General features: G+C 70.2%; 19 protein-coding genes. 6 read left to right on the top strand and 13 right to left on the bottom strand.

From position 1 onward, the window contains the following. The first annotated feature begins 103 nt into the window (after positions 1 to 103). Positions 104 to 1387 carry a tRNA uracil 4-sulfurtransferase ThiI gene (gene thiI, locus IE195_RS19505; RefSeq protein WP_191273517.1) on the top strand — a complete coding sequence of 428 codons (1284 nt, stop codon included), beginning with the start codon at positions 104 to 106 and terminating at the stop codon, positions 1385 to 1387. A 66-nt stretch (positions 1388 to 1453) separates the two neighbouring features. On the opposite strand, the gene aroF is transcribed toward thiI, so the two are convergent. After that, positions 1454 to 2500: a 3-deoxy-7-phosphoheptulonate synthase gene (gene aroF / locus IE195_RS19500; protein ID WP_191273515.1), complete on the bottom strand. Its 1047-nt coding sequence runs from the start codon at positions 2498 to 2500 to the stop codon at positions 1454 to 1456. Positions 2501 to 2871: 371 nt separating this feature from the next. Between aroF and IE195_RS19495 the strand changes: the two genes are divergently transcribed. Further along, on the top strand, positions 2872 to 3507 hold the full coding sequence (locus IE195_RS19495; protein ID WP_191273513.1) for a molybdopterin-dependent oxidoreductase: 636 nt from the start codon (positions 2872 to 2874) through the stop codon (positions 3505 to 3507). A 3-nt stretch (positions 3508 to 3510) separates the two neighbouring features. Here IE195_RS19495 and macS read toward each other — a convergent pair whose 3' ends face one another. Genes macS through IE195_RS19480 form a run of 3 tightly spaced genes read right to left on the bottom strand, consistent with a single transcriptional unit; the run spans position 3511 to position 6359 of the window. Continuing rightward, positions 3511 to 4644, bottom strand: coding sequence for a MacS family sensor histidine kinase (gene macS, locus IE195_RS19490; RefSeq protein ID WP_225942978.1), 1134 nt, complete (start codon positions 4642 to 4644; stop codon positions 3511 to 3513). Positions 4645 to 4647: 3 nt separating this feature from the next. Next, on the bottom strand, positions 4648 to 5565 hold the full coding sequence (locus IE195_RS19485; RefSeq protein ID WP_191273509.1) for a hypothetical protein: 918 nt from the start codon (positions 5563 to 5565) through the stop codon (positions 4648 to 4650). After that, on the bottom strand, positions 5562 to 6359 hold the full coding sequence (locus IE195_RS19480; RefSeq protein ID WP_191273507.1) for an alpha/beta hydrolase: 798 nt from the start codon (positions 6357 to 6359) through the stop codon (positions 5562 to 5564). Before IE195_RS19480 ends, IE195_RS19485 begins: the two co-directional genes overlap by 4 nt. A 428-nt stretch (positions 6360 to 6787) precedes the next feature. Between IE195_RS19480 and IE195_RS19475 the strand changes: the two genes are divergently transcribed. Beyond that, entirely contained in the window at positions 6788 to 7639 is an 852-nt protein-coding gene (locus tag IE195_RS19475; RefSeq protein ID WP_191273505.1) for a lysophospholipid acyltransferase family protein, read from the top strand. Positions 7640 to 7732: 93 nt separating this feature from the next. On the opposite strand, the gene IE195_RS19470 is transcribed toward IE195_RS19475, so the two are convergent. Both IE195_RS19470 and IE195_RS19465 read right to left on the bottom strand, forming a co-directional pair. Continuing rightward, complete coding sequence (locus IE195_RS19470; protein ID WP_191273503.1) at positions 7733 to 8680, bottom strand: ROK family glucokinase; 948 nt, start codon at positions 8678 to 8680, stop codon at positions 7733 to 7735. Positions 8681 to 8825: 145 nt separating this feature from the next. After that, entirely contained in the window at positions 8826 to 9338 is a 513-nt protein-coding gene (locus tag IE195_RS19465) for a hypothetical protein (protein ID WP_191273501.1), read from the bottom strand. Between the two features lie 558 nt (positions 9339 to 9896). Here IE195_RS19465 and IE195_RS19460 point away from each other — a divergent pair. Then, a complete protein-coding gene (locus IE195_RS19460; RefSeq protein WP_191273499.1) occupies positions 9897 to 11705 on the top strand; it encodes an AMP-dependent synthetase/ligase in 1809 nt (602 codons plus the stop codon). Between the two features lie 404 nt (positions 11706 to 12109). Here IE195_RS19460 and qcrB read toward each other — a convergent pair whose 3' ends face one another. From qcrB to ctaE, 4 genes are read right to left on the bottom strand one after another with little or no spacing between them, the layout of a single operon-like run. Next, complete coding sequence (gene qcrB, locus IE195_RS19455) at positions 12110 to 13753, bottom strand: cytochrome bc1 complex cytochrome b subunit (RefSeq protein WP_191273497.1); 1644 nt, start codon at positions 13751 to 13753, stop codon at positions 12110 to 12112. A gap of 3 nt (positions 13754 to 13756) precedes the next feature. After that, the gene (gene qcrA, locus IE195_RS19450; RefSeq protein ID WP_191273494.1) at positions 13757 to 14890 is read right to left on the bottom strand and encodes a cytochrome bc1 complex Rieske iron-sulfur subunit; all 1134 of its coding nucleotides are present in this window, start codon (positions 14888 to 14890) and stop codon (positions 13757 to 13759) included. Then, positions 14883 to 15821, bottom strand: a complete 939-nt coding sequence (qcrC, locus tag IE195_RS19445) for a cytochrome bc1 complex diheme cytochrome c subunit (RefSeq protein ID WP_191273492.1) — start codon at positions 15819 to 15821, stop codon at positions 14883 to 14885. Before qcrC ends, qcrA begins: the two co-directional genes overlap by 8 nt. Positions 15822 to 15838: 17 nt before the next feature. After that, positions 15839 to 16465, bottom strand: a complete 627-nt coding sequence (ctaE, locus tag IE195_RS19440) for an aa3-type cytochrome oxidase subunit III (RefSeq protein WP_191273490.1) — start codon at positions 16463 to 16465, stop codon at positions 15839 to 15841. 481 nt (positions 16466 to 16946) lie between these two features. On the opposite strand from ctaE, the gene IE195_RS19435 reads away from it, so the two are divergent. Together IE195_RS19435 and trpD are read left to right on the top strand one after the other, a co-directional pair. Beyond that, positions 16947 to 17384 carry a hypothetical protein gene (locus IE195_RS19435; protein ID WP_191273488.1) on the top strand — a complete coding sequence of 146 codons (438 nt, stop codon included), beginning with the start codon at positions 16947 to 16949 and terminating at the stop codon, positions 17382 to 17384. A gap of 240 nt (positions 17385 to 17624) precedes the next feature. Next, positions 17625 to 18737, top strand: coding sequence for an anthranilate phosphoribosyltransferase (gene trpD / locus IE195_RS19430; protein WP_191273486.1), 1113 nt, complete (start codon positions 17625 to 17627; stop codon positions 18735 to 18737). 130 nt (positions 18738 to 18867) lie between these two features. On the opposite strand, the gene IE195_RS19425 is transcribed toward trpD, so the two are convergent. The 3 genes from IE195_RS19425 to IE195_RS19415 are packed head-to-tail and all read right to left on the bottom strand — an operon-like array spanning position 18868 to position 21660. Next, a complete protein-coding gene (locus IE195_RS19425) occupies positions 18868 to 19143 on the bottom strand; it encodes an Lrp/AsnC family transcriptional regulator (RefSeq protein WP_191273484.1) in 276 nt (91 codons plus the stop codon). A 50-nt stretch (positions 19144 to 19193) separates the two neighbouring features. Next, a complete protein-coding gene (locus IE195_RS19420; RefSeq protein WP_191273482.1) occupies positions 19194 to 19958 on the bottom strand; it encodes a rhomboid family intramembrane serine protease in 765 nt (254 codons plus the stop codon). Further along, positions 19936 to 21660: a DEDD exonuclease domain-containing protein gene (locus IE195_RS19415; protein WP_229826311.1), complete on the bottom strand. Its 1725-nt coding sequence runs from the start codon at positions 21658 to 21660 to the stop codon at positions 19936 to 19938. The genes IE195_RS19420 and IE195_RS19415 overlap by 23 nt, the downstream gene beginning before the upstream one ends. Positions 21661 to 21782: the final 122 nt, after the last annotated feature.

Raw genomic sequence — 21782 nt, 5'->3', positions numbered from 1 at the left:
CCGGGGATTGTTCGATACTGGGAGGAGCCGGGTCCCCATCCGGCTCCGTCACCACGACTCCGCCCCGCCGGGGCGCGAAGCACCATCTTCCGGAGGTAGCACCATGTCCGCGTCGCTGGAGTCCGCGCCGCTCCCCGCAACCGAGGTCGGAGCCGACGCCGGGCTCGGCGAGCTCTGCGTGCTCATGAAGCTCGGCGAGATCGTTCTCAAGGGCTCCAACCGCAAGCTGTTCGAGCGCCGCCTGCACAACAACATCCGCTCCTCCGTCCGCGACCTGGGCGAGATCCGGCTCTCCCAGCGGGGCGCCGGCGTGATCATCGTGCGCAAGCCGGGCGCCTCCGACCTGGAGATCGCCGAGATCGCCGACCGGATGGCCAACGTCATGGGCGTGGTCTGGGTGCACCTGGTGCGCCGCGTGGCCAAGGACCTGGAGACCATCACCGACATCGCCGTGCGCTCGATGGCCGATCGGGAGGGCACCTTCGCGGTGCGCGCCCGCCGTCGCGACAAGCGCTTCGAGATGAACTCCGGTGAGCTCGCCGGGTTCCTCGGGTCCAGGATCATCGAGGCCCACGGCTACGGGGTGAACCTCAAGCGCCCCGACAACACCCTGTACGTCGAGATCGACAAGGACGAGGCCTTCGTCTTCACCGACGGCATCCCCGGCCAGGGCGGCCTGCCCGCCGGGATGAGCGGGCGCGGCCTGGTCCTGATGTCAGGCGGCATCGACTCCCCCGTCGCCGCCCACCGGATGATCCGGCGCGGTCTGAAGGTCGACTTCCTGCACTTCTCCGGGATGCCCTTCACCGGCCCCGAGTCCATCTACAAGGCCTACAGCCTGGTCCGCCAGCTGGACCGCTACCAGGTGGGCTCGCGCCTGTTCGTGGTGCCCTTCGGCAAGGCGCAGCAGCAGCTCAAGAGCTCCGGTATCGAGCGGCTCCAGATCGTCGCCCAGCGGCGCCTGATGCTCAAGACCGCAGAGGCCCTGGCCGACGACCTGAACGCGGAGTGCCTGATCACCGGCGACGCCCTGGGCCAGGTCTCCAGCCAGACGATGACCAACATCACCGCCCTGGACGACGCGGTCGACCTGCCGATCCTGCGGCCGCTCATCGGCATGGACAAGACCGAGATCATGGACCAGGCCCGCCGGATCGGCACCCTGGCCATCTCGGAGCTGCCCGACGAGGACTGCTGCACGATGCTGACCCCGCGCCAGGTGGAGACGGCCGCCAAGATCGGCGACCTGCGCCAGATCGAGAAGCGTCTGGACGCCGAGGAGCTGGCCGAGCAGCTGGTCACCACCGCCCAGATGCACAAGCCCAGCTTCCTGGGCGAGGCGGCGCCCGAGCGGGTCACGCCCGCCACCGCCACCGCCGCCGGGTAGCGGGGCCGGCACGGACACGAAGGTGCCCCGGACGCTCCTGCCGCGAGCGTCCGGGGCACCTCTGCCTCACAGCGCGGCGAACTCGCGCCCGGGCGCCGGGGTGAGGGTACGGCCGCTCAGGGTGGCCAGGGTGCCCGCCAGGTCGCGGAGCTCGTCCAGGTCCTCCTCGAGCAGCGCCTGGGGGCCGTCGCACAGCGCGGTCTCCGGGCTCGGGTGCACGTCCACGATCACGCCGTCGGCGCCGATCGCGATGGCCGCCCGCGAGAGCGGCAGGACCAGTTCGCGCTTGCCGCCGGAGTGCGAGGGGTCCACGATCACCGGCAGGTGGGTGAGGTTCTGCGCCACCGGGACCGCGCTGATGTCCAGGGTGTTGCGGGTGGCCTTCTCGAAGGTGCGGATGCCCCGCTCGCACAGGACGATGTCGAGGTTGCCGCGCTGCGCGATGTACTCGGCGGCCATCAACCACTCCTCGATGGTGGCGCTCATGCCGCGCTTGAGCAGGACCGGCTTCCCGGCGTCGCCGACCGCCTGGAGCAGGGCGAAGTTCTGCATGTTGCGGGTGCCGACCTGGAGCATGTCCGCGTAGGAGGCGACCAGCTCGACGTCGGCGGCGTCCACGACCTCGGTGACGATGGGCATGCCGGTCTTCTCACGCACGTCGGCGAGGATCTTCAGGCCCTCCTCGCCCAGCCCCTGGAAGGCGTACGGGGAGGTGCGGGGCTTGTAGGCGCCACCGCGCAGGAGCGCGGCACCGGCGGCCCTGGCCATGCGGGCGGCTTCGAGGGTCTGCTCGGGGGTCTCGACCGCGCAGGGGCCGGCGATGACGGTCATGTTGTCGCCGCCGATCGGGACGCCGCGCACGCTGACCACGGTGCGGCTGTCGTGGTTCTCCCGGCTGACGAGCTTGTACGGGGCCGAGATGCGCAGTACGTCGCTGACCCCGGGTTTGGCGGCCAGGCCCAGGTCCTGGAACCGTTCGACGTTGCCGACCAGACCGATGATCGTGCGGCTCACACCGCGTGTCACGTAGGCCTCGCCCCCGGCGGAGGTGACCAGTTCGACGAGCGCGTCGATGTTGTCGGCGGTGGCGTCCGGCGCCATAACGATGACCATGTGGGTTGTCCCTGTTCGTCGGTTGTTGGCTGAGCCGCGCGGTGTAGCGCCTGACCGGGAGTCGAGACAGACCCGGTGGTGAAAGCAAAGGAGCCCCGGGCCTGTACCGGCCCGGGGCTCCTTGGAGGTCGTCTGTGTCAGCGCAGCGCTTTACAGGCGACCGGGGAGTGGGGCCGGTAGCCATAAAAGCGCCAAAAGTTTCGCTGCATGGCTGTGACTATAGCGCACGGTCAACGTTCCGTCGCACACCAGGGGGGAGTGATCTGGCTCTCTTCGCCGCCTGGCAGGATGACAGGAATCCGTCGTCTCCCCCGTGCGGGAGGGGACGTGCAGGGGCCGCAGGGCCGGAACGACAGGATCAGGGGGACGGGGTGTCCGAGGGTACGGAGGCCGGTGGCGAAGGCGGCAGAGAGCGGGGCCGGCTGCCTCCCGGCCAGGCGGTCCGGTACGAGCACAAGCCCCTGCACTACGGGCGGGTCCCCTCCTTCCGCCCCGGGCGGTGGGACTTCCGTGTGTTCGGCGCCACCGAGTCCCTGGGCACCTACCGGTGGACCTGGGAGGAGTTCGGCGGCCTTCCCCGTGCGGGCGTGGTGCGCGACTTCCACTGCGTGATGCGGTTCAGCGTCCCCGACGTCCCCTGGGGCGGAGTCCGCGCCGCGGACCTCGTCCGGTTGGCACCGCCCTCCCCCGAGGTCACCCACGTGATGGCCTGGGGCGAGTACGGCTACAGCGCCAACATGCGCCTCGACGACTTCCTCGACGAGGGCGTCCTGCTCGCCACCCACCGGGACGGCGCTCCGCTCGCCCCCGAGCACGGTTTCCCCGTGCGCCTGGTGGTGCCGCACCTGTACGGGTGGAAGAGCGTGAAGTGGCTCCGGTCGGTGGAGTACATGGTCGGTGACCGGCGCGGGTTCTGGGAGGAGCGCGGCTACCACAACCGGGCCGACCCCTGGAACGAGGAGCGCTTCTCCCACCAGGAGGACACCGGCGCGGGGCCGCCGCCGTGACCCTCAGCCCCGGGGGACGCTCATCTCGATCTCGGTGCCCTCGCCCGGTTCGGAGTGGATCTCGGTGGTACCCCCCAGGTCGCGGACCCGGCCGAGGACGGACTGGGCCACTCCGAGGCGGCCGTCGGCCCTGGCCCGGGCCAGGCGTCCGGGCGGCACACCCGGCCCGTCGTCTCGCACGGTCACGGTGACGGCGTGCTCCTCGTCCTCGACCAGGACCCACACCCGGGTTCCCGGCGGGCAGTGCCGCTCCGCGTTGTCCAGCGCCGCGGCCACCGCCGCGGTGAGTTCGGCGACCGCGTGCCCGGGCAGGAGCACCGGGGTGGCGGGGGCGGAAACCGAGACCCGGGCGTTCTGCAGGCGGCGCAGCGGGTCCCTCAGGTCCGTCGGGGCCGCCTCGGCGGCCGGGGAGGAGGGCGCCGCCGTCTCCAGGCCGTCGGCGACCAGGGAGCGCAGCCGCACCTCCTGTTCACCGGCCATCCGGCCCAGCTCCGCGGCCTCTCCCCCGATCTCGTCCCCGCGTCGGCGCACCAGGGCGAGCACCTGGAGCACGGAGTCGTGGATGGACCGGGCGAGCTGTTCCCGTTCGCGGATACGCGCTTCGAGGGTCACCGCGCGGGCGAAGCGTTCCTCGGCCTGCTCGGCCACCCGGGCCATGTAGCCCACGGCCAGGCAGGCCAGCAGGAGCAGCACCACCCCCCGAACGGTGGCGGCGGTGATGTCGGCGGCCATGAGCACGCGCAGGGTGATGTCGGCGAACCCGTAGGCGAGGGCGACCGTGGCGGCCCCGCGCCGGCCCCAGATGACGCTGGCCGACAGCGCGGCCCCGGCGAACCAGTAGGAGCTCAGCGGTGGCGCCTGGGTGAGGAAGTAGGGGCTGGCGGCCAGCCCGGTGGCGAACAGGCAGCCGAAGGCCACGGCGAGGTCGGCGGTGAGCAGCCGCCAGGTGCGCCAGGCCGGGCGCGCGTAGGCGTAGGCCGTCACCAGGGTCCACACGGACATGAGGACGAGCACCGCCCAGGCCGCCCAGGGCCGGACCAGGTGTTCGTGGTGCTGGACGACCGACACGAAGGCGTAGATCAGGGCGACGGCGCGGAAGAGGGAGAAGGCGCGCCAGAGGGGGACGTCGAAGCCCAGGGCTCAGACCACCGCCCCGTTGTCCGGTCCGCCGTCACCGGGCGGCCGGGAGTCGGTCATCCGCAGGATGAGCACGACGAAACTGGTCAGGAAGGCCGCGACTGCCAGGAACATGATCCAGTTGGGCAGCGAGATACCCAGGAAGGCGGCTCCGAACAGCAGCACCGGGCCGCCGAGGAGACCGAACCAGGCGGCGATGCCGACCCGGTCCCCCTGGAGCAGGGGCGGCGGGGGCGGGGGTTCGTAGTGGCCTTCGAGCTCCGCCTCGGCCCTGCGCCGCTCCTCCCCGCGGGTGCGGTCCTCGTCCTCGTCCCGGTCCCGGGGCAGGTTGGCGAGGATGTCGCCGATCCGCGTCCGGCCCTCGTCGGGGGCGTCGAGGTTCTCCGCGTCGGGCCAGGCGGCGCGGTCGCGCTGTTCGCCGGGGGTCTCGGCGTCGTCGTAGAAGCGGGCGACCAGGTCGTTCCAGACGTCGTCCTCGCCGTCGGCGCGAGCCGGAGCGGCCTCGGGGGCCGCGTCGGCCGGAGGACCGTCCAGCAGGTCACCGCCGACCGGGGGTTCGCTGCCCTCGTGTGCGGCCGGGGCCTGCGGACCGTGTTCCTCGCCCTCGGTCTCCGAACGGGCCTCGCCGCGCGGAGCGAGCAGGTCGGGTCCGGCCTCCTGGTCGCCCAGGTCCGGCAGTTCGGAGCCGAGCACCTGTTCGGCAGCCGTGCGCTCCTCGGCGTCGACGTAGAGGTGGTCGGTGGGCGGGTCGTCCGCCTGACCGCCGGTGGGTTCCAGGACGTCCTCCTCCAGGGGGACGGCGTAGGCCGCGATCCCGCTGGCCCGGAGCGCCTCCAGCATGCGGTCGGCATGTGAGGGCGCGAGCAGGATCAGGGGAACGTAGGCGTCGGCGAGCAGGCCGTTGCCCCGACGTTGTGTCATCGGGCGGCTCCTTTCCCGCTTCTACTGCGCTCGTGCACGAACGCGAGGCTTCCTTCGAAGATGGCGGCGGCGTCGCGGTCGAGGGTCGCCACGTGGTAGCTGTCGTGAAGCAGGTGGATCGTCAGCCGGGTGTTGACCGCTCTCCTGGCGAGGATACGCAGACTGTCCGGCCCCACGACGTGGTCCTGGGTGCTCCGGTAGGCCAGAACCGGCGCCCGCAAACCGGACATGCCGTCCTGAACTGCGCGCCACAGCTTCGGGAGTGTCGCGGCCGCCGCGGTGGGGACCCGGTCGTAGCCGCCTTCGGTTGCGGTGTCCAGGGAGATGTCGCTGGCCAGCCCGGGTGTGGAGGGCAGGATGCGCGCGGCGAGGCGGCGGATGGGGGCGATGACCGGAAGCCTGGGGTCCTCAACGGCCAGGGAGGGGTTGACCAGGACGACGCCCCTGACGGTCTCGGGGTGCTCCTGGGCCAGGCGCAGGGTGAGGGCCCCTCCCATGGACAGGCCCATGACGAACACCTCGTCGCACCGGCGCGCGAGGTCGAGCAGCGCCCCCTCCACCTCGGCGTACCAGTCGTCGCTGGTGGTGAGGGCCATGTCCTGCCAGGTGGTGCCGTGCCCGGGCAGGCGGGGCACCTCGACGCTGAGCCCGGACCGGGCCAGGTACTCGGCCCAGGGGTGCATCGAGTGGGGAGAGCCGGTGAAGCCGTGGCAGAGCAGGACTCCGACGCCGGACCCGATGTGGCTGAAAGGCTCCGCCCCCGGGGCGAGGGGGATGGCGTTGGTCGGTCTCACAGGTCTGCTCCCGGGATCGTGCGGCGGAGGGCTCCGGTGGCGGGCTGCCCCCAGGCGTGAGGCTAGCCGTTCGGACGGGCGTTTGCCATCGGGGGGCGCGTCAGCGCTCCCCATGCCCGAACCCCGGGCGGACCCGGCGTGTTCCCGCCCCCCGGGGGCGGGTCAGCCGCGATGCGCCCCGCCACCGGTGAGTATCCTCGACTGAGCCCCCGCGGTGCGGCTCCTGTGAGCCCCTCTTCACACGTGACGGACCATGCGGTCCGTTTCGGGCGCTTTGGCGGTTACCCGCACGTGGTGGGAAGATGACGCTTGTCAGCCTCCCCCGCACCCGCGGTGGGAGTGTTCCGAACGATATCGGCCGAGCGGGACAGTGAGACGTGGCAGACCCTGCCCAGTGCTCCCCGCGTGTGCAGGGGTGATCTGAAGCGATGTTCTACTGGGTGGTCAAGGCAATCCTGGGGCCGGTTCTGGCCGTTTTGTGGCAACCGCGCGCGGAGGGCGTGGAGAACGTGCCCAGGCGCGGTCCGGCCATCATGGTCAGCAACCACCTGTCGTTCTCGGACCACTTCTTCGGTCCGCTTCCGCTGCCGCGCAAGATCACGTTCCTCGCCAAGGCCGAGTACTTCACCGGCACCGGTGTGAAGGGGTTCGTCAGCCGGGCCTTCTTCACCGGGGTGGGGCAGATCCCGATCGACCGGTCCGGGGGCAGGGCCAGTGAGGCGGCGCTGCGCACCGGTCTGCGCGTGCTCAAGCGAGGCGACCTGCTGGGCATCTACCCGGAGGGGACCCGCTCCCCCGACGGCAAGCTGTACCGGGGGCGTACCGGTGTGGCCCGGCTGGCACTGGAGGCCAAGGCCCCGGTGGTGCCGATGGCGATGATCAACCTGGAGAAGATCATGCCACCCGGCCGCACCGTCCCCAAGCTGGGCGTGCGCCCCAAGGTGGTCTTCGGCAAGCCCCTCGACTTCTCCCGTTACTACGGCATGGAGAAGGACCAGCGGGTCCTGCGCGCCATCACCGACGAGATCATGTACGCCCTGATGGAGCTCTCCGGCCAGGAGTACGTGGACCGCTACGCGCAGGCGGTCAAGGCCGAGATCGAGGCCGAGGAGAAGGAGGCCCGGCGCGAGCAGCAGGCCAGTGCGAAGGACGAGCGCCGGACCCGGCGCGCCGAGCGCAGAACCGAACGCAAGGCCGAGCGCAGGGCCCGCAAGGAGGCCAGGCGCGCCGAGAAGAAGGCCGCGAAGGAGTCCGCCGAGAGCGACGACGCCAAGGGCTAGGCCGGCGCGGGGCGTCCGCGGCCGACGGCGAGGGGCGGCCACCGGTTCTTCCGGTGGCCGCCCCTCGTGCTGTGCCGGTCGGTGCGGGGCCGGTCAGTGCCGGGCGAGGTCCCCCGCGCCGACGATGCCCGCCTCGCCTCCGAGGCTGGCCACGCGGACCTGCGCCAGCCGGCGGCCCGGGCGCCCGGAGACGTGCCGGGCGAAGGAGGCCCGGACCGGGTCGAGGATGACGTCGCCCGCGTCGGAGACCCCGCCGCCCAGGACGAAGCACTCGGGGTCCAGGATCGCCGCCAGGTCGGCCAGGCCGAGCCCGGCCCACTCCCCCACGATCCGGAAGCACTCCAGAGCCGCGGCGTCGCCCTCCAGGGCCGCCTGGGTGATGCACTCCCCGCCGATCTGCTCGACCGCGCCGCCGGCGATCTTGAGCATCCTCTCGGCCCGCTCGGGGTCGGTTCGGGCCAGGTCCTGCCCCTCGGCCACCAGGGCGCGTCCGCTGGCGTACTGCTCCCAGCAGCCGTGGTTTCCGCAGGCGCAGCGGCGGCCGTGGGGCACCATGCGGTAGTGGCCGACCTCGGCGGCCACCCCGAAGCGTCCCCGGTGCAGTTCACCGCCGAGCACCAGGCCGCCGCCGATCCCGGTGCCCAGGGTGACGCAGACGATGTGGTCACTGCCGCGCCCGGCGCCGAAGCGGGCCTCGGCCCAGGCCGCGGCGTTGGCGTCGTTCTCGATCACCACGGGAAGCTCCACGCGCTGCTGCACGCGCTCCTTGAGGGGCTCCTCGCGCAGGCCCAGGTTGACCGCGACCTGGACGGTGGCCCGGTCCTCGTCGACGAACCCGGCCACGCCCACGCCCACCGCGCCGACCTCTTCCTCCGGCCTGCGTGAACGGAGCTCCTCCACCGCCTTGGCCACGACTTCGGCCAGTTGCCGGGGGTCGTTGGCGGGGGTGGGGTACTTGACCTTGTCCAGGATCTGCCCTTCGTGGTCGACGACGCCGGCGGCCACCTTGGTTCCGCCGATGTCTACGCCGATGGTCAGCATGGGGGCAGCTCCTTCTACTTACGCCCGAACTCTGACATAAGTCTCAAGGTTCATGTCAGAGATTTTTCAAATGGTGTAAACCACTCGATTAAACCAGGCATGGACAGCCGAGAACACCCCGAGGGCCGATACCTCTCACTTATCCCTACTCACCCGCCTTGACCTGCTTGTCCACATCATCCTGGGCACCGCCCCGGCCGCCCGCTCCGGCACCGGAAGGGGACTCGCGACCGGCCCGCGCGTCGCGCTCCCGGTCAGCGCGCTCACGCGCCTCCCGGTCCGCACGCGCCCGGGCGGCCTCCTCCCGGCCCTGTTCGAAGGAGCGCTCCACCACTCCCCAGGTCCGGCCCACCGCGTCCGCGAAGGACATCCCGGCCCGCCCGAGGTGTCCGGCGACCTCGGGGGCGCTCCTGCGCACGATCTCGACGAACTCCTCCAGCGGGGGGCGCTCCTGCGTGGTCTCCATGCGGATCGCCTCCTCCCACACGTCGTCCTTGGGCGGAGGGTTGGTGACCGCGCTGACACCGCGCTTGACCCCGGCCACCAGAAGCTTGCGCTGCAGGCTGTCGACCAGGCGCAGGGCGTCGTCGATGAGGTCGGGGCCGTCCGGGCGGCCGCTGCTCGGCCGCCCCGGTCCCGCGCCGTTGTTGTCGGTCATGTTCGAGCCTCCTGTGGTGCGTCCTGTGGCATCACGGTAACCGCCCGAACCGGGCACCGGCAGGTGTCTCAGGGCAGGTTCAGGGGCGAACCAGGGAAGGAGGGGGGACGAAGGCAGGGATGACTCGGGGGCCCGGCCGCGTTGGGAGGGGCGGGGACGGGACCCGCCGGGAGGGAGGGAACGCTCCGCTTGGGGCGGAAACGACACGGATCCGACCGGATGTGCACACGACCCCGGCAGGCGATAGTCTCGGCTCCGCGCGAGAAGTAACCGGAATCACCCGCCTGACCTGCATCTTCCCGGGCAGGTCGACGGAGGCCGACCAGCCCGTCGGCGGGCCCGGTCACGCGTACAACACCACACGGGGAGGACCCGGACCAGCCGCGCGCAGCAGCCGGTGCAAACGCGACCGAACAGCGCGTTCACCCTCACTCACGCGTCAAGCTCGGATCACCGTTGAATACCGAACGGCCACCTGTCCTACTCACGAGTAGGGTTGTGTTGTTACGGTCGTCACGTCCCCACCACCAAGAATCCGTACATGTCCAGGAGCACCACGTGCGCGAATACAGCTCTCCCGCGAAGGCCGAGATCTCCGATGACGCGCGACTGACCGACACGCTCTTTGCGCGCGCGGCCAGCGAGCCGAACGCCGTCGCCGCCCGCCGCCAGGAGGAAACCGGGTCCGGCCAGTGGCGCGACGTGACCGTCGAGCAGCTGCACGGCGACATCGTCGGATACGCCAAGGCCCTGATCAACGCGGGCATCGAGCAGGGCGACCGGGTCGCCATCATGTCGCGCACCCGCTACGAGTGGACCGTCGCCGACTACGCGATCTGGGCGGTCGGCGCCGTCACCGTACCGATCTACGAGACCTCCTCCGCCGAGCAGATCGAGTGGATCCTCTCCAACTCCGGAGCGAAGGCCGCCTTCGTCGAGACCGACGACCACGCCGAGCGCGTCGGTGCCATCCGGGACAACACCCCCGAACTGGCCGACCTCTGGAAGTTCGACGGCGGCGACCTGGAGGCCCTGCGCGCCACCGGTGCCGACGTCTCCGACGAGGACCTCGAAAGGCGCCGCACCGCGGTCGGGGCCGACGACCTGGCCACCCTCATCTACACCTCCGGCACCACCGGCCGCCCGAAGGGCTGCCAACTCACCCACCGCAACTTCCTCTTCATCGCCCACTCGGCGCTGGAGGGGCCGGCCAAGCCGATCATCCTGGAGCACGAGGGCACCCCCTCCACCCTGCTCTTCCTGCCCCTGGCGCACGTCTTCGCCCGTTTCGTCCAGGTCATGGTCGTCGAGGGCAAAGCCGTCCTGGGCCACTTCCCCAGCACCGGCCCGGACCTGATCGACCAGTTCTCGGTCTTCAAGCCCACCTTCCTCCTCGCGGTCCCCCGCGTGTTCGAGAAGGTCTTCACCAAGGCCCAGCAGAAGGCCGAGGGCGAGGGCAAGGGCAAGATCTTCAACGCCGCCGCCGAGACCGCCATCGAGTACAGCAAGGCCCTGAGCCGGGGGAACGTACCGTTCACCCTCAAGCTCAAGCACGGCCTGTTCAAGAAACTGGTCTACGGGAAGATCATGGCCCGTCTCGGCGGCGAAGCCAGGTACGCGGTCTCCGGCGGCTCCGCCCTGGGCAGCCGCCTCGGCCACTTCTTCCGCGGCGCCGGCCTGACCATCGTCGAGGGTTACGGCCTCACCGAGACCACCGCTCCCACATCGGTCAACAGCCCCGGGTTCAACAAGATCGGCACTGTCGGCCAGCCCATGCCGGGTACCACCGTGCGCATCGCGGACGACGGCGAGATCCTGCTCAGGGGCGACCACATCATGAGCGGCTACTGGCAGAACGAGAAGGCCACCGAGGACGCCTTCGAGGACGGCTTCTACCGCACCGGCGACCTCGGCTCGCTGGACGAGGACGGCTTCCTCAGCATCACCGGCCGCAAGAAGGAGATCATCGTGACCGCGGGCGGCAAGAACGTCGCCCCGGCCGTCCTGGAGGACCGGATCCGCGCCCACGCCCTGGTCAGCCAGTGCATGGTCGTCGGTGACAACCGCAAGTTCATTGCGGCCCTGGTCACGATCGACCCCGATTCGTTCGAGCTCTGGAAGGAGTCGAACAACAAGACCGGTGAGATCGCCGACCTGACCGAGGACGCCGACCTGAACGCGGCCATCCAGGGCGCCGTCGACGACGCCAACAAGGCCGTGTCCAAGGCCGAGGGCATCAAGAAGTTCAAGATCCTGCCGCACGACTTCACCGAGGAGGGCGGCCAGATGACCGCCTCCCTGAAGGTCAAGCGCCATGTCGTCAGCAAGCAGTGGAGCAAGGAGATCGACGACATCTACACGGGCTGAGCCCGACGCTCCCACTGAGCCGAGGGGGCCGGTCGCCGACGGGCGGCCGGCCCCCTTCCGCGTGCCCGGAGGGCTCCCGTGCGTCCTCGGAGGGTTCCGGCCCTTCCGTGTCCGGGCGGGGAGCCCCGCGACGACCACCGGGGCTCCCCGCCCCTGAGCCGTACGCTGCGGGCCCGTACCAGCCCCGGTCACCCACGGGTCGGACCCGAGGGGCCCGGGGCCGGCTCCGACGACGGGGCCGCCCTGCAGACGAGGCCCCCGGACGAGACCCGGAACGGCACCGGACGCACCGGGCCGATCGGGAGGCGGCGACAACGGCGCCGCCCCGGAGGAACACGACGGACCCGGCCGCACTGTGCGGCCGGGTCCGTCGTCACTCCGGAGCCCTGGTGGGTCGTCGAACCCTAGTGGGCCCCCTCGTCTCCGTCTGCGGAGTGGTGCAGGTGGTGGCCGCTGTGGGCCGCCACGCCCTCGAAGGACACGTTGTCCTTCGTGTACCAGTGAGCCAGAGCCCTGCGGAGCTTGCCCTTCGGCTTACGCGCCTCGGGATTCTCCACGCCCCTGTCGTCGGTCTCGTCCTCTTCCAGAGCGGTCGAGGTGATGGCCGGCTTGTTCTCCAGCACGTGGGTGGTCTCGTCCGAGCTCTCCTTGTGGACCTCGATGAACTCACCGCTGGGCAGCTGCTGGATGATGCCGCTCTCGTAACCGTGCTCCAGGGTCTCCCGGTCACGGCGCTGCAGACCCAGGCAGATCCGCTTGGTCACGATGAAGCCCGCGATCGGACCGGCGATGACCAGTACACGGAATATGTACGTGGTCAGGTACAGGTCGATCGAGAACGTCTCGGACAGGATGTCGTTCGATCCGGCGAGCCAGAGCACGCCGTAGCAGATGATCCCGGCGACGCCCAGCCCGGTTCGGACCGGAGCGTTGCGCGGACGGTCGGCGACGTTGTGAGCGCGCTTGTCACCGGTGATCCACTGCTCGATGAACGGCCACGCGCCCAAAGCGACGAACAGCAAGCCCATGGACCCCAGGCCCGGCACGAGGACCGCGACGAGGATCGGGTAGGGGCCGATCGAGAAGTCCAGCGTGTTCGGGAAGATACGGAGCGCACCCTCCATGAAGCCCATGTACCAGTCCGGCTGGAGACCGGAGGTGATGGACGTCGGGGTGAAGGGGCCGAACAGGTGGATCGGGTTGATCTGGACGAACGCGCTCAGGCCGGCGATGACGGCGAAGGTGAAGAAGAAGAACCCCCCCGCCTTGACGGCGAACGCCGGGAACATGGGTGTCCCGACGACGGTCTTGTCCGTCCGCCCCTGCCCCGGATACTGCGTGTGCTTCTGGTGCCACAGGATCATGAAGTGCGCCACGATGAGCCCCAGCAGAAGCGCCGGGATCAACAGCACGTGCAGCATGTACAGGCGGGTGATGATGTCCTCGCCGGGGAACTCCCCGCCGAACAGGAACATCGAGATGTAGGAACCCACCAACGGGATCGCCAGCATCACGCCCTGGAGGATCCGCACGCCCATGCCCGAGGGCAGGTCGTCCGGCAGCGAGTAGCCGAAGAGGCCCTCGATCATGGCCAGGGAGAAGATGGCGACGCCGATGAGCCAGTTGATCTCACGCGGCTTGCGGAACGCACCGGTGAAGAACACCCGGAGCATGTGCACCACCAGCGAGGCGACGAAGATCAGCGCCGCCCAGTGGTGGATCTGACGCATGAGGAACCCGCCCCGGACATCGAAGTCGATGTGCAGGGTCGAGGCGAACGCCTCACTCATGGGAACGCCCTGGAGGCGCTCGTAGGAGCCGTCATAGACGATCTCCACCATGCTCGGCTTGAACCACAGCGTGAGGAACACGCCGGTGACGAGCAGGATGATGAACGAGTACAGCGCGATTTCGCCCAGCATGAACGACCAGTGGTTCGGGAAGACCTTGCGAAGGTTCTTCTCACCGGTCTTGGCCAGGTGGAAGCGGTCGTCGATGAAGTTTCCGACGCCGCGTAGCGCCTTGGGTGCTTGTGTGGTCTTACTCATCGACTAGTCCTCCGCGTATTCCCAGAACGTCGGCCCGGTCGGCTCGTTGAAGTCACCCCGGGCGACGAGGTAGCCCTCGTCGTCGACGCCGATCGGGAGCTGCGGCAGCGGCCGGTGGGCCGGGCCGAAGACGACCTCTGCGGCGTTGGCCGCGTCGAACGTGGACTGGTGGCACGGGCACAGGATGCGGTGCGTGGTGCGCTCGTAGAGCGCGGCCGGGCAGCCGACGTGCGTGCAGATCTTCGAGTACGCCACGATGCCCTGGTGGGTCCAGTTCAGGTGGGTGTCCTCGCTGTCCTCGCTGACCTTCTCATTCATCCCGGACTCCCAGTCCTCCTCCGGGATCTTGATCAGCAGGATGACGGACTTGGCCTGGTCGGTGAGGCTCATCCCGTGCGGGTAGCCCTCGTCGTCCAGCGCGGGGAGGGCGGAGATCATCCCGTACGGGTCGTTCTCCACGTCCTCGGCCCGGAGGTACCGGTGGGTGCCCTCGACATACATGCGCATGCCGTCGGTCCACCGGGTCTCCTTCATCCTGTCCCCCGGCACCGGGCCGGTGTCGCGGAGCAGGACGATCGGGGCGATGCCCAGCGGCAGCATGGCCGCGATGAGGGTGCGGCGCATCAGAGGGCGCTTGGTGAAGCCGCTCTCGTCCGCGCTCTTCATGAAGAACTCGCTGAAGGAGCCCTTCTCCTCGTCCTTGGAGGGCAGTTCGTCGTAGGGCGAGGCCACCTCGTAGTGCGGCATGATGTTGCGCGCCCAGACCGTCATACCGGCGCCGATACCGAACATGGCGAGGGTGAGCGTGCCACCGAGCAGCATGTTCGAGTACTGGCTGATCTGCGGGTCCCCGATCGCGGGCTCCCCCGCCGCGTTCGGCGGGAAGAGGAAGTACGAGACCAGGAACCCGATACCGCTCAGGAAGGCGATGACGAACCACAGCGAGGCGATCTTCTCGCCCCGCCGCTGCTGCTCTTCCGGGTGCTTGTGCGTCTCGGAGGCCAGGTAGGGCCCGTTGTGGTCGTCCCGCGGCTCGGGGGTGGCCTCGGACACCACGTCCGCGGTGTCCGTCGGAGTGCCGACCACGCGCTCGTTGGCGTCGTCCGCGGTGTTGTTGTCGTTGTTGTTCTCAGTCATGGGCACGCTGCTTCGCGGTGATCCAGATCGCGCAGGCGATGATCAGGGAGAGACCGACGGTCCACCCGATGAAACCCTCCGCCACCTGGCCGACTCGCTCCAGGTCGAAGATCCCGCCGGCGTTCGGTTCGGCCTGGAGGGTCTTCACGTAGGAGATGAGCTCCTGCTTCTCCTCCGGCGCGATGACGCCGTCGCTGAACATCGGCATGGCGCCGGGGCCGCTGACCATGGCCTCGTAGATCTGACGCGGGCTCGCGTCGTGGATCTCGGGGGCCCAGCGGCCGTCGGTCAGGGCTCCGCCGCCACCGGACCAGCTGTGGCAGTGCGCACAGTTGGTCAGGTAGAGCTTCATGCCCATGTCGGTGTTGTCCGCGCCCTCGATGTAGGCGTCGTACTCGGCCTCGTACTCGGCGAGGGCCTCCTCGTAGGACTCCTCGTCCTCGAAGTTCGCACGCTCCGGAGCGCTTCCGGGCACCTCGTAGGGAATGTCGGCGCCGGCACCGTCAGTCCTGATCTGATCGTTGTAGTAGGCGATCAGGTCGTCGAGTTCCTCCTCGGACATGGCCATCGGCTTGCGCGGCATCTGGGTGTCCGGGTCCATCGACGGCATACGGCCGGTGCTGACCTGGAAGTCGATCGCGGCCGGTCCGACCTCGCGCAGGTCGGGGCCGTTGGTGACGTTCCCGTCCTCGTCGTAGGTGCCACTTCCGTCGTAGTTGTGGCAGCTCGCACAGGTCTGGTCGAAGATGGCCTTGCCCTCGGCGATGTCCACCTCGTCGGCGGACGGGGCCTCAGCGGCAAGGGTCTGCGCCTGCGCCTGGTCGGAGGTGGGAGCCAGTGCGGCGTACCCCACCCCGAACAGGGCTAGCGCGAGGATGACGACGACGTACCCCGCCAGGGGATGCCGTCGCCGCGCGGTAATCCATTTCACGGTTTCCCCGTTTCGGGTTACTGGATGAAGTAGATGGTTACGAACAAAGCGACCCAGACGACGTCGACGAAGTGCCAGTAGTAGGACACGACGATCGCACTTGTCGCCTGTTGGTGGGTGAAGCGCTTCGCGGCGTACGTGCGTCCCAGCATGATGAGGAACGCGATCAAACCACCGATGACGTGGAGTCCGTGGAAGCCCGTGGTCAGGTAGAACATCGACCCGTAGGCGCTCGACTGCAGAGTCAGGCCCTCGTGGAAGATGAGCTCGTAGTACTCATACGCCTGTCCAAGGATGAAGAACAGGCCCATGAAGAACGTGATGAAGAACCACATGCGCAGCTTCTTGACGTCGCCGCGCTCCGCGGCCCAGACGCCGAACTGCGCGGTGAAGCTGGAAGCCACCAGGACAACGGTGATCGTGGACGCCCACGGCACGTTGAGGTGGACGTCCGCCCACTCGCCGAGCTCGGGGTTCCCGTTGGTCACCGATCGGATGGTGAAGTACATCGCGAACAGCGCAGCGAAGAACATGAGCTCGTTGGCAAGCCACACGATGGTGCCAACGCTCACCAGGTCAGGACGCTTTGCCGCACCATGCGCTGATGCGGTTGCTGTTTTTGGGTTCGCGGTTGCTGTCGCCACGGGAGCATTATTACGGCTTCTCGCGAAGGCCCGTACTCGACCCCCCGTAAGGAGGCGGATCGGCCCCGGCATCGACCGCCGCCAGGGCCTGGAGCAGCTCTGTCGCTGTGACTCAGGCGTTACTGTAACCGCCCGTGCGCCGTCCGTCCGCGTCTGACGCGCTCACATGGGCGGAAAAGCTCGATCCTGGGCGGCTGAGGCGATCCGTACCCGCCGACGAGAGGCCTGAACCCCGCCCGTCCAACGCTGAGGTATCGAAACGATCACTGTTGGGCAACGCCGCCCCCGGGGCTGGTGAGCGAAGCTCCCCGGGGGCCTGGCATCCTGTGGTGTCGAAGGTCTCAACCCCTTCACCGGTTCCCCGGCCCTTCTGGGCCGGGTGACCCCGAGGCAATACAGTCATAGGCATACAGCCAACGAACGCCACGGCCGCACCCCCCACGGCGGCGGCCGCGGACAGACGCGATGGGACGGTTGCGCGATGGTGGTCAGCGGTACGGACACGGGTGCCAGGATGCGCGTGCTGGTCTACAGCGACAAGGCGGACACCCGTGAGCAGGTGCGGTTGGCGATCGGTCGCCGCCCCGCCGCCGATGTTCCCAAGGTCGAGTTCGTCGAGTGCGCGACCGCGCCCGGTGTCCTGCGCAAGCTGGAGTCCAAGGACCCGGCCGAGCGCATCGACGTGGCCGTCTTCGACGGTGAGGCCGCGCCCACCGGCGGGATGGGCCTGTGCCGTCAGATCAAGGACGAGATCTTCCGCTGCCCGCCGGTGCTCCTGCTGGTGGGCCGGCGTGACGACGGCTGGCTGGCGACCTGGTCGCAGGCCGACCAGGTGGTGAGCCACCCGATCGACCCCGTCGCGCTCGCGGAGTCGCTGGCCGAGCTCATGCGCCAGCGCACCGCGGCGCTCAGCGGGTGAACCGGTGGGGCGTGACGAACCCGGTCAGGCGATGACCGAGCGAGAGAACGGCGACAGGGACATGGATTCTCAGCCACGCAGCAGACGGTGCCCCGGATCATGGGGCCGAGGGCGATGGCGCGGCCGCGCCCTGTCCCTCTCCCTTCCCCGGAGCCGTTGAGGACGGGCGGTCCGCTTCCGCCCGCCCTCCCTACGGCTGTCCCGCCAGTTCGCCCCTCCGTCACCCGTGGAGTCAACGCCATGAACGTCCCCGAAGCCTCAGCCCCCGCACAGAACCGGCCCGAACAGGAGCGGCCCGACTCCGCCGTCGAGGAGCGGACCTGGGCCAACCTGATCACCGCCCTGCTGGGCGGGGTCTCCCTCAGCACCGCCGACACCGAGTGGGCGATGAACGAGATCATGTCGGAGTCGGCGACCGACGCCCAGATCGCCGGCTTCGCGATCGCCCTGCGCGCCAAGGGCGAGAGCGTGTCCGAGGTGAGCGGTCTGGCCCAGGGCATGCTCGACAACGCGGTCCGGATCAGCGTGGACGGCCCGACCCTGGACATCGTCGGAACCGGCGGCGACCGGGCCCACACGGTGAACGTGTCCACGATGGCCGCCGTCGTCGCCTCGGCCGCGGGCGCCCGTGTGGTCAAGCACGGCAACCGTGCGGCGTCCTCCTCATGCGGTACCGCCGACGTGCTGGAGCGCCTCGGCGTGGTCCTGGACCTGCCTCCGGAGCTGACCGTACGGGTGGCCCAGGAGGCGGGCATCACCTTCTGCTTCGCTCCGCTGTTCCACCCCTCGCTGCGGTTCGCCGCCAAGCCGCGCCGTGAGCTGGCGGTGCCGACCGTGTTCAACTTCCTCGGTCCGCTGACCAACCCCGCCCAGCCCACCGCCTCGGCGATCGGCGTGTTCGACGAGCGCATGTGCGAGGTGATCGCCGGGGTGTTCGCCCGGCGCGGTTCCCGCGCCCTGGTCTTCCGGGGCGACGACGGCCTGGACGAACTGACCACGGCCACCTCGTCCACCGTCTGGGTGGTCTCCGACGGCCGGGCCCGGCGCGAACGGCTCGACCCGGCCGACCTGGGCATCGAACGGTCCGCCCCGGACGCCCTGCGCGGCGGTGACGTGGAGTTCAACGCACAGGCCGTGCGCGACCTGGTCGGGGGGCGCCGGGGTCCGGTGCGCGACGCCGTGCTGCTCAACGCCGGCGCGGCCCTGGCCGCCGTGGACGGGGTCGAGGGCTCGCTGACCGAGGCGGTGCGCTCGGGTTACGAGCGGGCCGCCGCGGCGGTGGACAGCGGCGCCGCGGAACGCCTCCTCGCCTCCTGGGTGGAGACCAGTCAGGGCCTGGCCAAGGGCCTCTAGCGGCAGGGCCGCGGACGCGGCCGGGAGCGCGGAGGACGCACGACGGGGGCGCGGTGAACGGAAGCCGTTCACCGCGCCCCCGGCCGTGTCGGTGGGCGCTGCCGTCCCTGGTCCCTGCGCCCGGGTGCGGCTACCAGCCCAGGGCGAAGGCCGACTCCAGGTCGTGCTTGGAGTAGGTCTGGAAGGAGATGTGGGTGTCCGAGGAGGTCACGCCGGGGACCTTGTTGACCCGGCCCGGAATCACGTCGGCGAGGTCCTCGTGGCGGCGCACCCGCACCACGGCGATGAGGTCGACCCCGCCGGTGACGGAGTAGACCTCGCTGACCCCGTCGATCTCGGCGATCGCCTCGGCGACCTCGGGGATGCGGTGGACGTCGGCCTTGATCATGACGATCGCGGTGATCACTGTGCCTCCTGGGCGGTTCGGTGCGGGACGGGCGCCGGCCCGGCGGGGCACTAGTAGACGTCGGAGAGCCGCGTCCCGGAGCGCCATCGCAGCCGGTACACCACGAGTCCCGCGATCACCCCTGCGACGAACCCGTAGACGTGCGCCGCGTAGGCCACGTTGGATCCGGCGCCCGGAGCGGTCGAGGATGTGACGTAGAGAAGATACTGAAGCGCGAAGTAGCTGCCCACCACGGCCCACCCGGGCAGACGCATCGGGATGAGCCCGAACACCAGCGTGGTGACCCGGCTGCGGAACTGCACCACCAGGTACGCGCCGAGCACCCCGGAGATCGCCCCCGAGGCGCCGATCATGGGCACGGTTCCGTCCGCGTCGGCCAGCGCGAAGCCGTAGGCGGCGACGATCCCGGTGACCAGGTACAGGACCAGGAAGCGGAACTTGCCGATCCGGTCCTCGACGACGGGCCCGAACACGAACAGGTAGACCATGTTCCCCAGCAGGTGCGCGGGCCCCGCGTGCAGGAACATCGAGCTGAGCACCGAGAACCAGACGGACTTGCCCCCGATGCCGCCGCACTCGGGGGTCAGCGGGGCGGCCAGGTCGGTCCGGCCCAGCATCTCGTCGGGGATCGCGCCCCAGCGCATGAAGTAGTCGTCGATCGCGCAGAAGCGCCCCACCATGTCCACCGGGTACCAGACGGCGGTGGTCGCCTGCGGTGACAGCAGGTAGACGAGGACGTTGACCGCGATCAGCCCGAAGGCGACGACGGGTGCGCGACGGACGGGGTAGTCGTCATTGAGCGGAAGCGCGGCCATGGGCCCAGTGTGTCATCTCGGCGTGCGCTTCGGCGCTCCGCAGCGGGCATGTCCACTCTCCCTCGACCTCGACCAGGCGGGTGCCCGGGCCGGTGAGCCAGTCCAGGACCAGTTCGGTCTCCCCCGCCGTGGCGTTGGGGACCGGACCGTACCCGGCGGGCACCCGCTCGGCGGTGGCGGTGAGGGAGCCCAGGAACGCGGCGGGGTCGGTGCCGGGCTCGAGGACGGCGCTGGCCGCCAGGCGGCCGTGGCGGACCACGACGGTCTCCCACCCGGTGGCCCCGGGCCGGGAGGCGACCAGGTGCGGTACCGCGGCGATCGCGGTGAGCCGCTGGGCCCGCCGGGCGCCGCGCAGGAAGGCGGTGAGCCGGTCGCGCAGACTCGCCGCCTCCTCGTAGCGCAGTTCGGCGGCGAGTTCGCGGATGCGGCCGGTGAGGGCGTCCACGACGACGGCGGGGTCCCCGGTCATGGCGGTGCGCGCGGCGTCGGCGTGCACGGTGTAGGCGGCAGGTGTCTCCGAGCCGTCGCAGGGGGCGCCGCAGCGTCCCAGTTGGGCGAGTACGCACCGGGCCACCGGCCTGTCCGGGCTGAAGGTGTGCGTGCACTGGCGCAGCGGAAGGGCGTGCAGGATCGCCTCCCGGGCGGCCTCGGCCTCCCTCGGTGAGTTGTAGGGCCCCAGGTAGGGCGCTCCGTCGTCCTTGATCACCCGCACGACGGACAGGCGCGGGTAGGCGTCCGTGGTGAGCTTGACCCAGGCGGCGCGTTCGGGGTTGCGCGAGCGGCGGTTGAACGGCGGTTTGCGTTCGGCGATGATGCGGAGCTCGCGGACCGAGGCCTCCAGGTCGGTGGTGCACACGATGGGGGTGACCCCCGCGACCAGTCCGGCCATCTCCCTGATCCGTCTGCGGGACTCGGCCGCGGTGAAGTACGAGGCGACCCGGCGGCGCAGGTTGTTGCTCTTGCCGACGTACAGGCTCTGGCCCCTGGCGTCTGTGAACACGTACACGCCGGGGCGTTCGGGCAGGTCATTAGCCAGGTGCCGCTTCTCGCGCTGGGCGCGGGTGGGGGGCTTGCTGACGGCCCGCAGCTCCTCCAGGCCGGTCACCCCCAGGGGCGCGAGCCGGGCGAGCAGCCCGTTGAGCACGTCGACGGTGGCGCGGGCGTCGTCCAGGGCCCGGTGGTTGGGGGTGGTGGGCGCGCCGAAGTAGGCGGCCAGGGTGCCCAGGCGGTGGTTGCGGACCTCGGGCCGGGGCAGCACGGCCCGGGCCAGGCGCAGGGTGTCCACGACCGGGGGCGCGGGCCACTCGACGGCCTCGCGTTCACAGGCCGCCCGGAGGAAACCGGTGTCGAAGGGGGCGTTGTGCGCGACCAGCACGGTGTTCGGGTCCGCGGTCAGGAAGGCGAGCAGGTCCGGCAGGACCTCCCCGATCGGCGGGGCGGTGGCCACCATCGACTGGGTGATCCCGGTCAGCAGGGTGACGTCGGCGGGGATGAGGGTGCCGGGATCGACCAGGGTGGTGAACTCGTCCACGACCCGTCCGCCGCGCACGCGGACCGCGCCGACCTCGGTGATCCGGGACTTCGAGGCGCTGGTGCCGGTGGTCTCCAGGTCGACCACGACGAAGGAGACCCCGGCCAGCGGCGTGCCCAGGTCTTCGAGGCTGGTTTGGACGCCCGCGGGCGCCGCTGACTGTCGAAGCACCCGGTCAGGGTAGTCGGGACCCACGACCGAACACCGCCGGGCTACGGTCCGCCCCGTCCGACATGGAAAGATGTGAAGGACGGGGCGGCACGGACCGCCGTCCCGCGAGGAGCACGACGCAA

This window comes from Nocardiopsis terrae (assembly GCF_014651695.1).
GTDB classification, from domain to species: domain Bacteria; phylum Actinomycetota; class Actinomycetes; order Streptosporangiales; family Streptosporangiaceae; genus Nocardiopsis; species Nocardiopsis terrae.
The sequence above is the reverse complement of the archived record's forward strand: the minus strand, read 5'-3'. Positions and strand labels throughout refer to the sequence as shown.

Bases quoted from the DNA above. Each gene is read 5' to 3' on its own strand.
- thiI (WP_191273517.1), top strand. From the start codon at position 104: ATGTCCGCGTCGCTGGAGTCCGCGCCGCTCCCCGCAACCGAGGTCGGA.
- aroF (WP_191273515.1), bottom strand. From the start codon at position 2,500: ATGGTCATCGTTATGGCGCCGGACGCCACCGCCGACAACATCGACGCG.
- IE195_RS19485 (WP_191273509.1), bottom strand. From the start codon at position 5,565: ATGACACAACGTCGGGGCAACGGCCTGCTCGCCGACGCCTACGTTCCC.
- IE195_RS19475 (WP_191273505.1), top strand. From the start codon at position 6,788: ATGTTCTACTGGGTGGTCAAGGCAATCCTGGGGCCGGTTCTGGCCGTT.
- IE195_RS19470 (WP_191273503.1), bottom strand. From the start codon at position 8,680: ATGCTGACCATCGGCGTAGACATCGGCGGAACCAAGGTGGCCGCCGGC.
- IE195_RS19465 (WP_191273501.1), bottom strand. From the start codon at position 9,338: ATGACCGACAACAACGGCGCGGGACCGGGGCGGCCGAGCAGCGGCCGC.
- qcrB (WP_191273497.1), bottom strand. From the start codon at position 13,753: ATGAGTAAGACCACACAAGCACCCAAGGCGCTACGCGGCGTCGGAAAC.
- qcrA (WP_191273494.1), bottom strand. From the start codon at position 14,890: ATGACTGAGAACAACAACGACAACAACACCGCGGACGACGCCAACGAG.
- IE195_RS19435 (WP_191273488.1), top strand. From the start codon at position 16,947: ATGGTGGTCAGCGGTACGGACACGGGTGCCAGGATGCGCGTGCTGGTC.
- trpD (WP_191273486.1), top strand. From the start codon at position 17,625: ATGAACGTCCCCGAAGCCTCAGCCCCCGCACAGAACCGGCCCGAACAG.
- IE195_RS19420 (WP_191273482.1), bottom strand. From the start codon at position 19,958: ATGGCCGCGCTTCCGCTCAATGACGACTACCCCGTCCGTCGCGCACCC.